The sequence below is a fragment of the Caballeronia sp. LZ034LL genome (assembly GCF_031451215.1).
In the GTDB taxonomy this organism is placed as follows: domain Bacteria; phylum Pseudomonadota; class Gammaproteobacteria; order Burkholderiales; family Burkholderiaceae; genus Caballeronia.
The window spans coordinates 1-13,428 of sequence record NZ_JARUXR010000005.1 but is presented as its reverse complement, the minus strand read 5'-3'; the positions used below and the strand labels follow the sequence as shown (position 1 = coordinate 13,428).

15 protein-coding genes are annotated in these 13,428 nt (G+C 56.9%); all 15 read right to left on the bottom strand.

Annotated features, from left to right (window positions below; genetic code table 11):
* Positions 1 to 107: 107 nt before the first annotated feature.
* The gene (locus QCE83_RS34165) at positions 108 to 2,729 is read right to left on the bottom strand and encodes a DNA polymerase (RefSeq protein WP_309821236.1); all 2,622 of its coding nucleotides are present in this window, start codon (positions 2,727 to 2,729) and stop codon (positions 108 to 110) included.
* A gap of 17 nt (positions 2,730 to 2,746) precedes the next feature.
* A complete protein-coding gene (locus QCE83_RS34160) occupies positions 2,747 to 3,280 on the bottom strand; it encodes a hypothetical protein (protein ID WP_309821235.1) in 534 nt (177 codons plus the stop codon).
* Positions 3,281 to 3,287: 7 nt separating this feature from the next.
* A complete protein-coding gene (locus QCE83_RS34155; protein ID WP_309821234.1) occupies positions 3,288 to 4,601 on the bottom strand; it encodes an AAA family ATPase in 1,314 nt (437 codons plus the stop codon).
* A 61-nt stretch (positions 4,602 to 4,662) separates the two neighbouring features.
* Positions 4,663 to 5,172: a hypothetical protein gene (locus tag QCE83_RS34150; protein WP_309821233.1), complete on the bottom strand. Its 510-nt coding sequence runs from the start codon at positions 5,170 to 5,172 to the stop codon at positions 4,663 to 4,665.
* On the bottom strand, positions 5,135 to 5,482 hold the full coding sequence (locus tag QCE83_RS34145; protein WP_309821232.1) for a hypothetical protein: 348 nt from the start codon (positions 5,480 to 5,482) through the stop codon (positions 5,135 to 5,137). Before QCE83_RS34145 ends, QCE83_RS34150 begins: the two co-directional genes overlap by 38 nt.
* A gap of 99 nt (positions 5,483 to 5,581) precedes the next feature.
* Positions 5,582 to 7,585 carry a hypothetical protein gene (locus tag QCE83_RS34140; RefSeq protein ID WP_309821231.1) on the bottom strand — a complete coding sequence of 668 codons (2,004 nt, stop codon included), beginning with the start codon at positions 7,583 to 7,585 and terminating at the stop codon, positions 5,582 to 5,584.
* Positions 7,578 to 10,073 carry an ATP-binding protein gene (locus tag QCE83_RS34135; protein WP_309821230.1) on the bottom strand — a complete coding sequence of 832 codons (2,496 nt, stop codon included), beginning with the start codon at positions 10,071 to 10,073 and terminating at the stop codon, positions 7,578 to 7,580. The genes QCE83_RS34140 and QCE83_RS34135 overlap by 8 nt, the downstream gene beginning before the upstream one ends.
* Positions 10,074 to 10,077: 4 nt before the next feature.
* Entirely contained in the window at positions 10,078 to 10,404 is a 327-nt protein-coding gene (locus tag QCE83_RS34130) for a hypothetical protein (RefSeq protein ID WP_309821229.1), read from the bottom strand.
* A 150-nt stretch (positions 10,405 to 10,554) separates the two neighbouring features.
* Positions 10,555 to 11,448 (bottom strand): FAD-dependent thymidylate synthase, encoded by an 894-nt coding sequence (locus tag QCE83_RS34125; protein WP_309821228.1) that lies wholly within the window; start codon positions 11,446 to 11,448, stop codon positions 10,555 to 10,557.
* Entirely contained in the window at positions 11,445 to 11,924 is a 480-nt protein-coding gene (locus tag QCE83_RS34120) for a hypothetical protein (protein ID WP_309821227.1), read from the bottom strand. Before QCE83_RS34120 ends, QCE83_RS34125 begins: the two co-directional genes overlap by 4 nt.
* 86 nt (positions 11,925 to 12,010) lie before the next feature.
* On the bottom strand, positions 12,011 to 12,187 hold the full coding sequence (locus QCE83_RS34115) for a hypothetical protein (RefSeq protein WP_309821226.1): 177 nt from the start codon (positions 12,185 to 12,187) through the stop codon (positions 12,011 to 12,013).
* Positions 12,187 to 12,360 (bottom strand): hypothetical protein, encoded by a 174-nt coding sequence (locus QCE83_RS34110; protein WP_309821225.1) that lies wholly within the window; start codon positions 12,358 to 12,360, stop codon positions 12,187 to 12,189. The genes QCE83_RS34115 and QCE83_RS34110 overlap by 1 nt, the downstream gene beginning before the upstream one ends.
* Positions 12,361 to 12,372: 12 nt before the next feature.
* Positions 12,373 to 12,579, bottom strand: coding sequence for a hypothetical protein (locus QCE83_RS34105; protein WP_309821224.1), 207 nt, complete (start codon positions 12,577 to 12,579; stop codon positions 12,373 to 12,375).
* A complete protein-coding gene (locus QCE83_RS34100) occupies positions 12,579 to 13,115 on the bottom strand; it encodes a hypothetical protein (protein WP_309821223.1) in 537 nt (178 codons plus the stop codon). The genes QCE83_RS34105 and QCE83_RS34100 overlap by 1 nt, the downstream gene beginning before the upstream one ends.
* Positions 13,087 to 13,302: a hypothetical protein gene (locus QCE83_RS34095; protein WP_309821222.1), complete on the bottom strand. Its 216-nt coding sequence runs from the start codon at positions 13,300 to 13,302 to the stop codon at positions 13,087 to 13,089. The genes QCE83_RS34100 and QCE83_RS34095 overlap by 29 nt, the downstream gene beginning before the upstream one ends.
* Positions 13,303 to 13,428 lie beyond the last annotated feature (126 nt).

Sequence of the window (13,428 nt, the reverse complement as noted above, 5' to 3'; positions counted from 1 at the left end):
GGAGCCTGATCTCTCTGGCTCCCCTCAAACTTATATCTAAGAATGGATGATAAAGGACTGATTCAATGGTGTCTAGCGGTTAACGACACCCCAGACAAACATCGAATTTATGCTGCGAGTTTCTCCATGGCGGCATCCAGTACTGACAGGATCTCCTCTCCCTTGGCTCCGTTGGGAATGGTGATTTCGTTGGCCCAGGTCGGGAAGAAAATACCGACCTGACCACCTAGCTTCACCTGGTCGTGCCAGATGTCCGGATGGTCCTGCCACTGCACGGCGCGCACCAGATGCTCATTCATGAACTCGAGACATCTGATGTCCTCAGCCACCAGGTAATACTGGGCATCATGGATATGTGCACACGGCCGGATGCGAGTGCGCATATACGGATCGGCTCGGACCTTCGCCATGAATTCGACGCCGGCACGGGTGTTGAGTAGACACCAGCTCTGCCCCAAGGCATTGCCGGCTGTACGTCCTTCGGCCTCGGCTTCTTGGGGCGTCTTGCTGGTACCCCGGATCACCTGAGCCAGGCGAGGAGTACGCACCCGCAGACCGAAAGCCGCGGTCACGAAGCCGTCCTTGCTGGCCTGGTCGAGCTTCGCCTGCACCCAGTCGATCGACACCTTGTAGAGCGACTGGTACGCCGCCTCGATGGTCTTGGCGAGCGTCAAGGTGAAGCCGCAGTTCTTCATAAGCGTCGAGAACGTGCCCTGATAGGTGAGAGCGAATGTCGGTGCCTTCGACTTCTGGCGCTGCACCTTGTATTTCTTCGCAATCGAGTTGACGCTATCCACCGAGTTGGGATCGATGTCCGGCATCTCTTCAGGGAAATACGCCAATGCGCGAAGACTGTGTCCGTCATAGCCATCGGTGTAGACCTTCAGCTTGTTCGGATCCTTGGTCGTCAATGCGCTGATGTTGTCCTCCAGCGAATTGAAGTCCAGACCTGCGTAGATCCATCCAGGCGGGGCTTCCACACAAGACTTGATCATTTTGCCGTACTCACCCTTGCGACCAGCATGGCCACCGGCCGGCAGGTTCTGCAGGTTCGGTTCATTGGACGAGAGCCGCCCACTGACCGTCCCGCCCAGGTTGAAGCCACCGAACATGTAGTGCCAGCCATCCGGACCCAGCTGAGCGTTCTCCATCGCCGGGATGAAGGTGCCAAGGATCTTTTCCACCAGCTTGAAGCCGAGCATGGCATCGAGGAACTCGAGTACGTCTGCTCGTGTGGTGTGATTCATCAGCGCCTTGAACGTCTCGGCATCCGTCGACGGCTGCTTGGTCTTCGTGTACTCGATGACCGGCAGAGCGAGCACGGTGAAGAGTAGATCCTGCAGCTGCGGCGCCGAGCGGGGATTGAACTCCCGATCCGCCTGCGGACAGTCGGCGATCGTCACCCGCTTTTTCTTGAGGGTGGCGTTCTTTTTGTCCATCCACTTCTCAGCTCGTCTCAGCTGATAGTCCTGGGCGATCTTCGAGCCCGAGATGGTGATGAGCGCCTTGTCATAGTCGGCCTGCATCTCCGCTTTGACTTTGGCTACCGTCCGCATGTTGATGGGCAGGCCCGTCAGCTGCATCTGGATGATGTCCACGGTCCCCGGCTTGAACAGGGTCTCGTAGATCTCCAGCTGCTGATCCTGGACCATGGCCGGGTAGTGCTTGTCATACGTGAACCAGGTGGAAAGACCATCGACCAGGTTGTACTCCAGCAGCTGCGGCAGAGGGATCTTGGTGATGTCCTTGATCTCGGTCTGTGCGTAGTTGCCGGCGAATGCCTGTGCCTGCGTCTTCAGACTCAGGTCGTTGCCAGCACAGGAATTCGTCGCCAGATACGTGATCTGCTTGGTGCAGTCCCAGTTCTTGAGCATCACTTCCATGCCATGGAGCATGCCCTCGGTGTCGAGGATGTGCTTCATGAACAGCTGGTAGACGAGCACGTACACGTCGAAGTCGATCTTGTGATAGATCGTCTGCTGGCTGAGCCGCTCGAAGAAGTTGCGCAGCAGCATGCGGCGATGCTCGTTCCGCACCTGGATACCGAAGGGTGCGGCCGTTGCTCCCTCGATGGGCACATAATCCACCGGAAAAGCGATCCCTTCTCCTTGGCTCCAGCACAGGGTGATCGTGCCGATGCCGCAGTTGTAATGCTTGAGGCCAAAGCCTTCGATGTCGATCGCCAGCGGCGTATTCATCTTCAGCAGCTTCTCAAGCCATGCCTCGATCTCGCTATCCGTCTGCGGATACGCTGCGGACTGAATGATTCCATGGCCGGGACTGGTATAGCTGCCGGTCGCATGACTCACCAGAGCATCGAGCGACTGCTTGATCTTGGTGCGGATGCCAACCGGGTCTGCGAACATCGCCCGGTAGGAGGGGATGTACAGCACCTTCTGGTCGCCGAACTTGGAATCGAGCACGTAGCCCAGATTCGCATCGGACTTGTTGGCGCCGGTGAAGGTCTTGAAGTAGCTGCTGTCGGTGACCAAGATGTACTGGACTTTGTTGTCATCCAGCACACCCTGCAACTGCTCCTTGATGTAGCGCTGCATCTCACTGGCCGGCGTCTTCTTGCCCGTGAAGTGCAGGTCCAGCACCATCACATCATCCCGGTCCACGTCCGATCCATCAGGGAAGTAGGCACGGGAGATCTCGTCCTTCATGATCTGACCGACCAGAAGGCACACCGGATACTCCGGCTGAGTTGACCATACGTGATGACGCATCTTGTGAAGCTCCTTCGTCAGTAAATCAGTCTTGCTGCTGCGTACACTGCGATCTTTTCCAGCGTCTTCTGGCTGCGCTTGATCGCCTGCACACTCAGTCCCGTTGCTTCTTCCCATGACTGCACCCTCGGCATGTTGTTCCAGCTTGGAACCAAGGAAACAAGTGTGTCCGGCATCCGGTCTCGGACGTTCTGGTCACTCGTGAAACCGAGCAGGTACTTGGCCAGTGCCTGGTCGATCTGCTGTCGATCCCGGAGGATGTTTTTCTCATCCTCCAGGTAAGCGAACATCTTCGGCTCGAGCTCCGGGTACAGCTCAGGAAAGTCATCACCCCATATCTGAAATGGAGTGCTCTTCCTGTAGCCCCTGCCGTAGAACTTGAAAGACTCGGCCGAGAACTTTCCTTCCTTGGCTCGCAGAGCATCGTTCTCTTCCACGATTCGGTCGACGATGCTTTGCAGCCTTCGTCCTTCTGGTTCGAACAGCTGGTGCACCACCTGGTCCACGAACCGCATGGTCTGGTGGTATTGGTCACGAGTTTCCTTCGACATAATTGCCTCAGTAGGTCATGCCTCCGAACTTCTCGGCCAGCTCGCCATAACAGACGACACGGCGCCGAGCACGGCTGAAGGCAACGTAGAGCAGTCGGGCTGCGGTTTCAGGATTGCGGCAGGTGGACAGATCCTCGAGATCGATGAAGACCGTCTCGTAGGTGCTGCCCTGTGCCTTGTGGACGGTTGCCGCATCTCGCTGACGCAGATCCGGGAAACCGTTCTTGAGCTGGTAGAAGGTACGCCACAGCTTTTGCTGCTTGAAATACTTAAGCAGCCGATCGTAGTGATCTCGATCGACCGGTACCGGGACGTCCCGGTACACCTCGTTGTAGCGGTTCTGCAGGTCCATGCGGACCACTTCGAGCTGGGCATGGCCATCGAGATCGATCATCTCGTGCGAGGATTCGATCGACTTGATTTCCACTTCCTCCTCGACGTGCATCATGTTCGAGGACATGATGACGGCCGAGTTGTTGACCAGGAATTCGCCGACCGTGAAGTCCGCACCCAGGCCACGCAGATCCCGGATGTGCGAGTTGTACTGCAGCACACGGGGATTGGTGTAGGCGAGGATCCGGGCCTCATGCGTCTGGCCGGCGAAGGTGCGATTGACCTCTGCTTCCATCTGCGGGCCATCGAGCCAGTCGATGATGCCGGGGTGAGCCTGGATCGGGTTGAACACGCCGGTCTTAACCGTTTTCCGGATCTGGGCGTTGACCGCCTGCAGCTCGGGGATGCTGGTGCGCATCGGCTCCAGCAGTTCGAAGAAGGGCAGTCGTGTATCGGCGTACACCGGCGAGAGCGGCTCCATGATCGGCGCCAGCTGTGAGGCGTCACCCACGTAGATGATCTTGCAGTGGTGCGTGCCTTCAAGGATCTCTCGACGCAGGGGCGTATCGATCATCGAAGCTTCGTCGATGAAGATGATCTTGTTGTGATGGATGTGCCAGCCCTTGCCTTGGGAGAGCTTCATCTTGCCGGTGCTCCAGTCTTCCTTGAGCACTAAACCCAAGAATGAGTGGATGGTCTGTGTCGGCCGCTTGGTGGCCTCAGCCAGCACTTCCGCTGCCTTGTTGGTGGTGGCAGTCATCACCACTTCCACGTACTCGGCTTTCACGGCCATCATGTCGCACATCTTCTGATACTGCGGCATGACTTCGTCGATCAGGTGAGCCATGAGAAAGGTCTTGCCCACGCCACCGGGGCCGGAGATGCAGAGCTCCTTCTCCTTGCCGAACAGGAATTGCATGAAGCTTTCTGCGACTGCTTTTTGCCCCTGGTTCAGGGCGATACTTTTGGTTGGTTCCGCGAGTTCCATGTAGGAGTCCTAATGGGGGAAAACCCCCGGCACGGAACCAGGGGAAAAACAGGTAAGGGATTTATTCGCCGTCGAAGACGGGAATGCGTACGGGGACGAATTGGTCCAGATTGGCCTCCCAGTAATACGGGCCTTTCTTGACCTTCAGGTTCTCATCGAAGATGGGAATGCCGTCCACGAACTTGGAGAAGTTCGACTCGTTGACCTCGTGCATGGCTTCCAGAACCGGAAAACCACAATGATGGCCGACACCGGAGGCGGTGACGATCTGATCACAGATCGAGTCGAGGAATTTGGCTCGATTGGCAGGCTCAACAGAGACCAGTTGGTCATGCTGTTTGAGCATGTCGGCCAATGCCTTGAGGGCAACTCTCGCTTCGTGCAGCTTCCAGCTGGCCATCGAAGTGAGCGGGGAGAGCGTATCGAGCATCTCACCCACTTCTTCGAAATGAACCCCGAGCTGGGTATGGAACTGTTTGCTGGTGGGTTCCGGGCGTGCTGCTTGGAACCATGCAAGAGCTACGCTCAGGGCACTATCCGGTCTTTTTTGCGGCTCTTGGGGGTTTGACATCAGTTTCTCCATCCTTGGCGAGAAACTCCTTCACAAGCAGATTGCGCACGTAATCCTTGATTGAGATATGTGGCCCCAGTTGTTTGATCAACCAGTCCTGCTGCTTAGGAGAGAGTGACATGAACACGTCCTCCATAAAGGTCCGGCGAGTATCAGATGGGCTGACTCCCAGTGCCTTCAGGCGGATCGTTACTGTGGTTGGATGACAATCCAACAACTTGGCAATGGAAGACAAGGACAGTCCAACGCTGTTCAGTCGGATGATGTCCTCGTCTGTTGCCTTTCGGTTCGCCCGGTAAACTCCAGACATGGTGGGTACTCTCCTCAAAATAACCTCTAGTTTGACATGACTAGAACTATCTTGGAAGAGAGCAGGGTTTACCGTGTGGTTCCGAACCAAACTCCAGTTTTAGCTCTGGAGCTTTTTCTTCAGCCGGTAGACTTGGTCTTTTGACAGACCAGTGATCTCGGCGACTTCGGCATTACCTTTGCCTGCCTGGAGCAGCTGAGTTGCCCACTCTTGCGGGGAGACGGCCTTGTTCTTGGCCGGCGATGCAGCCTTCGACTTAGCCTTGGCTTTCGGCTTCTCCTCGTTTACCGGAGCGGGTTGCACGCCCATGGCATCTTCGATCTCAGCCTGAACCAGGGAAGGCAGGCCGAGTGCCGTCCAGCTCTTGCGGGTGGACTTCTTGAATGCCAACAGCTTGCCAGCTGCCTGGCTGCACAGACCCTTGTCCATCGCGCTGGTCATGACACCATAGAGGGCTTGAGCCTTTTCCTTCTGGTTCAGCTTCTTCGGCTCCTGACCCTTGGATTCCTCCTCCACCAGCGAGGTATCTTGAGGGTCATTTGACATAATATCAATGACCGAACTTTCGTTCCCTGCTTCCTTTTTGTCAGCGCAATTGCCGCACAGCCCGTCATAGCCTTCACCGTCATCCATGACATCGCCACAGCGATCGCAGTGCACCGTGTCTTCATCCTCTGCCTTGGATGCCGGCACCAGATCCGCTGCCTTGATCTCCGGTGCCACCGGCGCTTTAGCTTCGAGTGCCTCCTTCATGTCGAGCGTCTCGGCCTGGCTCAGATCCTTGGCTGCTTGCAGCACAGCCGGCGCAGCACCTGCCACCTTCGTGTAGGTGACATTGGTGCCTTGGTCTCCACCGATCTCGACATGCTCCAGGATCCCGATGTGATTGCCGCGGAGCACGTCATTGAGCAGGCGTGCACCTTCGGCGTTGGACGAGATCGAACCACCGCCGTTGACCAGGTTGCGCAGTGCTTCCGGCAGCTCACCCAGGATGTGATAGCCCGACACCCGCATCTTGTTGTGGCTGTATTCCGGCACGGCGAACACGTCTTCCGGACGCACCTTGGCAATGACCGTCACGTTGCCCGAGAAGCCACCCAGATACGAGAGCGCTGCCACATGCAAACCGTTCGAGCAGTCCTTGCGACGGTTCGGGTCCACCAGGCCCGCTCGCATGAACACATACGAGCCGACCTTCTGACGGATCCTGCCCGTGTGCACGTCCACGAAGACACCATCCTGCACACGGTTGAGCCGCTTGTAGATGACGATCGAACCGTCATCGGCAATCGGCAGATCACCCTGCTCGATGAACTTCATCAGGTCTTCGACCGAGTGACCGCGGTCATCGATGATCGCAGCCAGGCGCTCAATGAAGCGCTCGAAGCCCGTGTAGTTCTGGAGCTTCTGAGACGAGCGCAGCTGACGAGCGAGCTTGTGCGCATCGGGGATGATGGCACCCGTCTTCTCGTGCACGGCCACGATCGTCTCGTCCTGGCTCAGCGGCGTATGGAACGAGGCATCGGCCGTGCCGACGCTGTTGCCGACCAGCTGCTGCAGGCGAGCTTGCGCTGCATCCAGCTTCTGGTCATTGGTCAGGGGGGTCGGCGATTGACGGGTAGTTGCATCCTGTCCCAGCCTCACCTGCTTGTCTTCCGCTTCCTCCTGAGACAGAGGCGCAGACATATCAGGTACAGCCTTCTGCGGAGCTTCACTTCCTTCCTTGGTTCCTTGGTTCACCACATCCCGGCCGGGGAACACACCGATGTCCAGCGGCGAGATGTGGGCCACTTCGGCCGGCACCTCTTCCGGGGACTCGGTGTTGACCAGCTTCTTGAGGAAACTCTTGGCCACCCGGAAGAACTTGACCATGCCCTTGGTGCCCTGCTCGGCTGCACCGAACTCGGTACGTACCGGCACAATCGGCGATACATCCACCAGCGCCGGCATGTTCTCTTCCAGAAACTCCTTCGACTCAGCCAGGATCCGCGGCAGACGAGCATCGCCTTGCGGAATCGTGATGGTCGAGCCGTCGAGCTTGTACAGCACGGCGTGACGGGTATCGACCGACAGCGCCACGATGGTGACGAGTTCTTTATTCATTTGTCTTTCCTTTCATGGCGCTCATGACGAGCGATTTGATTGCGGCCTTGCGGTCCGGGAACTGCTGGATGAGTTCGAGAGGACTGCTCATCGTGAACAACATTCGAGCGAGCATCGGGTCGTGACGCACCTTTTTCACCATGGCAACGAACGCCGGCTCTTCGAGCTTTTGTTCCTTGATCTGGTAGAAGGATTGGAACCCGTCAGCTGACTTGCCTGAGCATGCAGACACGGTGCTGGCAAGCGTGTTGGAGAGACGATTGCCCAAACGTTCCATGGCATCGTCGACACGCAGCTTGTCGTAGCCGGGAAGTTTGATGCCGAGGTACTGCAACAGCTCGAGATGCCCCACTTGAATGGGGAATTGCTCCTCGAGTGCGGGCAGACGGTGTTTCGTGCGGTACTCGGTGAATGCCGGCGCATGAACTGCATCCCAGAACTTATGGACCAGGTAGTTGTTCATGTGGATGGCGCCACGCTTCACGGCCATGTTCTTCTCGATGCCGTTGCGCACGATGACACCACGTTCCTTCTCTTCCTGGCTCAGGTCGATGTAGTTCCAGAAGTGACCCAAGGATCCAGTGGAGGTGAGTTCATCCACGGGCACGTAGAACAGTGGCGTATCCGTGGTCTGCTTGTCCGTCTTGTTCATCAGCTTGATCGAGCCAATCCCCATCTTTCGTTGACCGTCATCCCCATACACGTTGGAGAGTGACAGCAGCGCATTGGCGATACGCTTGGCACCAACTGGAAGGCTGACCTGCTTGCCCTGTGCCGCACGGCGAGCATTGCGAGCTTCACGTTCCTGCTCGATCTCGTAGGCAACGTCATCCCACTCGTGGTTGAGTGTCAGGTCGATCACCTTCATACCAGCCTCGGTAAAGGCTTTAATGATGTCGTCCTTGTGGGAATCCTTGGGGTTGCTCAGGCGATACACCCAGGCGTCGTTCCAGTTCTCCAGATCCGGGCAGCACTGGATACTCTGCTTCAGCTTCTTGATACGGGACGTGACGAACATAATCGGTGCGTCGATGAACTGCTGCATCTGCACCAGGTGGGCTACATCCAGCTTCTCGAGCAGGCGACTCTTGCGTTTGCCGTCGTTCCACTGGAAATACTCCGAGTGGTAGAGCTGGTCTTCGCGGAGGATGTCCGCATGCTTCTGAAACACCCGGCTCATCGGACGCAGGATGAAACGATGCAGGAACGCCTCACAATGCCGATCACGATCGGCCTGCGTACCCATGGCTCTCAGACGAATACGCAACTTGTGATACTCCTTCGTCGCCGTCTTGTTGACGAAGGTGTGCGTGTTCTTGAAACCGCGGTGCTCAGCAGCCAGCAGCATGGCGTCATACTTCAGACGCTTGGCCGAACCGAGGGTCGAGTACAGGTACTTACGCACCGCATACGGCGTGATGGCTTCTTGCACCGGAGCACGAAACGCCAGGGCATGCGAGAACGAATCACCCTTGGCTAGATGCTCTACCGCCTTCAGGATCGAAGCCGGAATCTGCTTGATGATGTCTTCTTCGATGCGAGCGACGAGCGCCACGCACAGATCGGTGAGACCATCCTCGGTCATCTTCTGGCTCGAGAGTGCTTCGCGGGAAGGCGTGAGTGCCAGCGTGCCGGGAGCAGCCTGCACCACCATGCGACGAAAGCCCACAATCTCCATGAACTGCTTGAGCAGATTCAGGGCTTTCTGCGTGGCCGGCGTCTCCAGCATCGGGTAGATGACAGCGCCGTAACGCACGAACACATCATGGTTGCCCATGTAGTGCTGATACCAGTCGGTGCTCACGTCATAGCTGCCGGGCGTGGTATCCATCTGGAGCGTCGGCAGGCTGTTGGTGATCTCTTCGCCGTCTACATCAGGCATGGTGAGATCGGCCAGGATGCCGCCGTTCATCACGATGGACTTGATGTAGTGCGTCATCTGACGCACATCAGCCTCGTTGAGGGTGAACTGCACCGTGACACCGGTACGCTCGGTCGGCAGCGTCAGGACCGTCTGAATGGCCGGCATGCCCCCTGCCTCGACCGAGGAGCGGACCATGTTGTAGACCACCTTCTTTCCCTGGTTCTCGGAGGTGACACGGAACGAATCGGTGTACGCCCAGGGGGACTTCGAGCCAAGACCAAAGCCACCGGTCACAGCGCTGTTGTTGCGCTTGGTGGACTTGCCATAGGTGCCGTAGATCTCGACGATCTTGTCGTGCGGAATGCCGTTGCCGCTGTCACGAATGATCAGCTCATTGTCTTTCGTGATCGTGATGCTGATCGGCACATGCGTCGTGCCGGCTTCGATGTGTGCATCCCATGCGTTGCAGATGACTTCGCGGATGCAGGCGAGCTGCTGGTTCGAGTAGAGGTTCGATGACAGCATCATCAGGAACGCTGCGTCTTCAACCATTCCGACCGACTGGGTTTGCTGGGCACCGAGTGTGGCAGCAGTGGCCACGCCTTGAATGTCTGCGACTTGCATGTTGTTAGCTCTTTTTCAGTGGGGTGAATTGGAACTTGAGAGGCGGTTTGTAGTGCTCTTCCCAATCGGCATCGACAATCCAGCTGGTCTTCCAGGCAGCCTGGTAATGGCCGTTTTCATCTTGCTCGGCAGACGGTGCTGCCATTTCGATGTAATGCTTGAAGGGCGGTGTGCCGCCCCAGCTTCCGTACCGAGGGAGCAGCACCAGCCCATGGATGGCGAGGTTCAGGATCATCTGGTTGTTCCATTCCGCCCCGCCTTGTGCCCAGTTCGGGCCGGACCCGATGAACACTTGATCCAATCGTTGCCGGTACTCGGCTTCAGAAAGCATGGTCTTTTCTCCTTTGATTAACGACCTCAAAGAAATCTCTAATCAAAGAGGAAAAAATAGGGACACCAGTGTCAGCCAGTGTCCCCAAAAGAGTGGCATGTTGGGGCAGACACCCCAAACAAATACATACCAGTCCCCACAAACTTAATTCTAACCGGCGACGAACTCGTTGGGAAGCATCTTGCGATGCTGACACCAGCCGACGAAGTTGCCGTGCAACTGTGCGTTCGCCCACACGTTCGTGAACTTCTCATCCGGCGTGGCCTGGTGCTCGGCCGGTGAAGCATGCAGCGGCTCGGCCTCTACCAACTTGTTGTGCAGCTCGATGTCCTCAACGAGGGTGGTCTTACGACCATCGTGGGTGAGATACGACACACGGGCACAACGGGCAGTGCTCACCTTGCGGAGCACATGAGCCACTTCCTCCTGGCTCGGCATGTCACGGGTTACGCGGCCCTGTTGCAGGTACCGCACAGCTTCCTGATAGTCATCGACCTCGACATACGGCAGATGCCACTCTCCTGGAACCAGGAGACGAGGAGTGCTCAGCAGCAGGGCATGCTGCATGGTTTGCGCTAGTTGCTGGATCTCCGGCTGTGCATCCGGATGGCAGCGCAGGGCGAAGAAGTTCGCCCAGTCGGTAGCGGTGACCACCACGTTGATGTGGCTCCACGGCTCAAGCAGCCGGTTGGCTACTTGTTTGTGAAGGCCGAGCTTCACGAGTTCCTGCACTTGCTTGATGGTGTCATCCATCGCATCGAACCAGTGACATGAAGCCAGTAGCTTCGCCTCACTGTCGAGCTCCTCCCGAGCCTGCATGCCAGACTGATTGGCGCCCCAGTGAACCGGGACTGCCGGGTCTTCCTGAATGTCCCTGATGATCCGCTCCACAGGGATAGCGCGGGATGACGAGGCATTGCGGGAAAACATACGATGAGTCATGAACTCAGCATGGATGAAACGCGGGTACCGGAGCTGCATGGTGCTCAGCCGTTGGCCAGACGGACTGATCGAATCTGCGATGACTTTGACTGTGATAGTCATTTGTGACGTTCCCTGAGTATGCGGAGGTTGTTTAATGTGAAATCAAACCCACCGACGAACCCTTGCACCTGCACATACATGTCACGCTGTTGTCTCCGTGTCGTGACGTTCTGGAGGTCGTCAGTCAGGTTCAACGCTTCTTTGAGACTCTTCAGTTCGTCACCGTTGACGCCGAACTTGCCGAGCCTTTGGTACCGCTCACCCACCGCTATGAGGCTGTCCGAAGCTGGCAAGAAGACTTCTTTCTCAAGAGTCTCCTTGCCAACATCGTCAGCGAACGCCGTGAGTGATGCCCCGACCATGATGCGAAAGCACACAGTCAGATAGGCGTCTTCCGTACCACGCCCTTCCGCTATCGCTTGAAGATGTCCGTGTGGCACCAGGGCGAGGTTGAGCTCTTCGTTCTGCGTGTTGCGGAACATGATTGAGCCTTGGACGAATTTCTTGCGGGATTGGAAAAACCGGGTACGAGACATGACGCTTCCTTGCTACTTACGAAAAAACCAACTGATCACCAGCAGAATGCAGATGATCAGGATGACGAGGTCCGAGCTGTTGTACTTCACGACACGCCGGCGTCCTTCAATGCTTGAAAGATGACGCGACGAACGCCCTCTTCCACGCTCGACTCGTGATCGTGTGCTGAGTTCTGCATCATCGCTTTCAGGTAAATAGCCTCTTCTTGCGTGAGGCTGAGCGTGATTTCAATACCTTGGTTGCGAACTTGTGCGGTAGCCATCAGACCTTTTCCTTTTGCGACTTTTCGATCTCGGCGATCATGTCGCTGATGATGCTCGACGAGAATGCCTCGTCACCCACCAGCGAATCGAGCCCTTCGCCATTGTCTTCCGCCTGCTTGAGCATCTCTTTGATATCGGCGAGCGTATGCCCGCCGTACTTTTTCTCCGCCATCAGAATCTCCTGTTAGACGAAAAGGACTTCGGTTTGAATACCGTTGCGCTCGATGATCAGCTTGGCGCCCCGTTCCTTCTCCTGGTTCAGCGTGGTGGCCAGGTTGATGGAGAAGCGGATCGCCTCGGTCATGTTGCTGCTACGGGCTTGTGCGAGTACACGCACGTCTTCCACCACTGCTGCCGGCAAGTCCAGGTTGAGGCGGATCTTGTCGGCCATCAGAACCTCCGGTTCTTGTGATAAAAGGGCAGCTTCGCTTTCGCATCGGCTGTCTTGCGACTGGCCAGCTTCCCGTTCTTGGCTCGAGGTTCCGGCTCCTGTGCGTCTACCGGTTCACAGAACGGCGGCGTGTGATTGACATGCCCCTCGAACCAGGCAGAGAACTTCTCAGCCGGGATGTCCTTGAATGGGTCGAACGTGAGGCTGTTCCACTGTGTCTGGGGCCGGTAGATCTCCTCGTGGATCTCGTCGATGATGAACATCTGAGGAGCTTCTCCACGGACGGTCTTCACTTCGACGATGACCAAGCCCTGCTTAGCCAGCTGCTCCGCGACAGTGGCCATGTGACTTTTGCCCTGACGCCGCTGGCTTTGAGCCAGGAGAAGGATCTCCAGCTCTGCCAGCATGGCATCAGCGATGCTGGCCGAATTCGGAGCTGCTTCCGGCGCCGGTGTCAGCACGGCTTCCATGAATTGCTTGAACGCGAGTTGGTCGTTTACTGACTTTTCACTCATCGCGGTAATGTCCTCGTGCACGGCGAACTTCGGTGGTCATCTTCACGCCGGCCTGCGGCTTCAGCGGATCGATGGAGTTGTCGATTCTGAGGACGATGCCCTCATGCCAGGCGAGCGTGCACAGCCGCTCCAACTCTTTCTTGAGGTAGTCCTCGGAAAAGCCCTCGGGCATGATCCGGGACAGCTCGGCAAATTTGGGCAGGTTCATCCTGTAGTTGTCCTGAGAGGAAATAAGAAAGGGCGAGTATCTTTCGACTACTCGCCCTCACGTGCAGTTACTGGTTGAGATCTGCTCTAGCCATACTCCTGCTGATCCGGTCGCTTATCAGTTGAT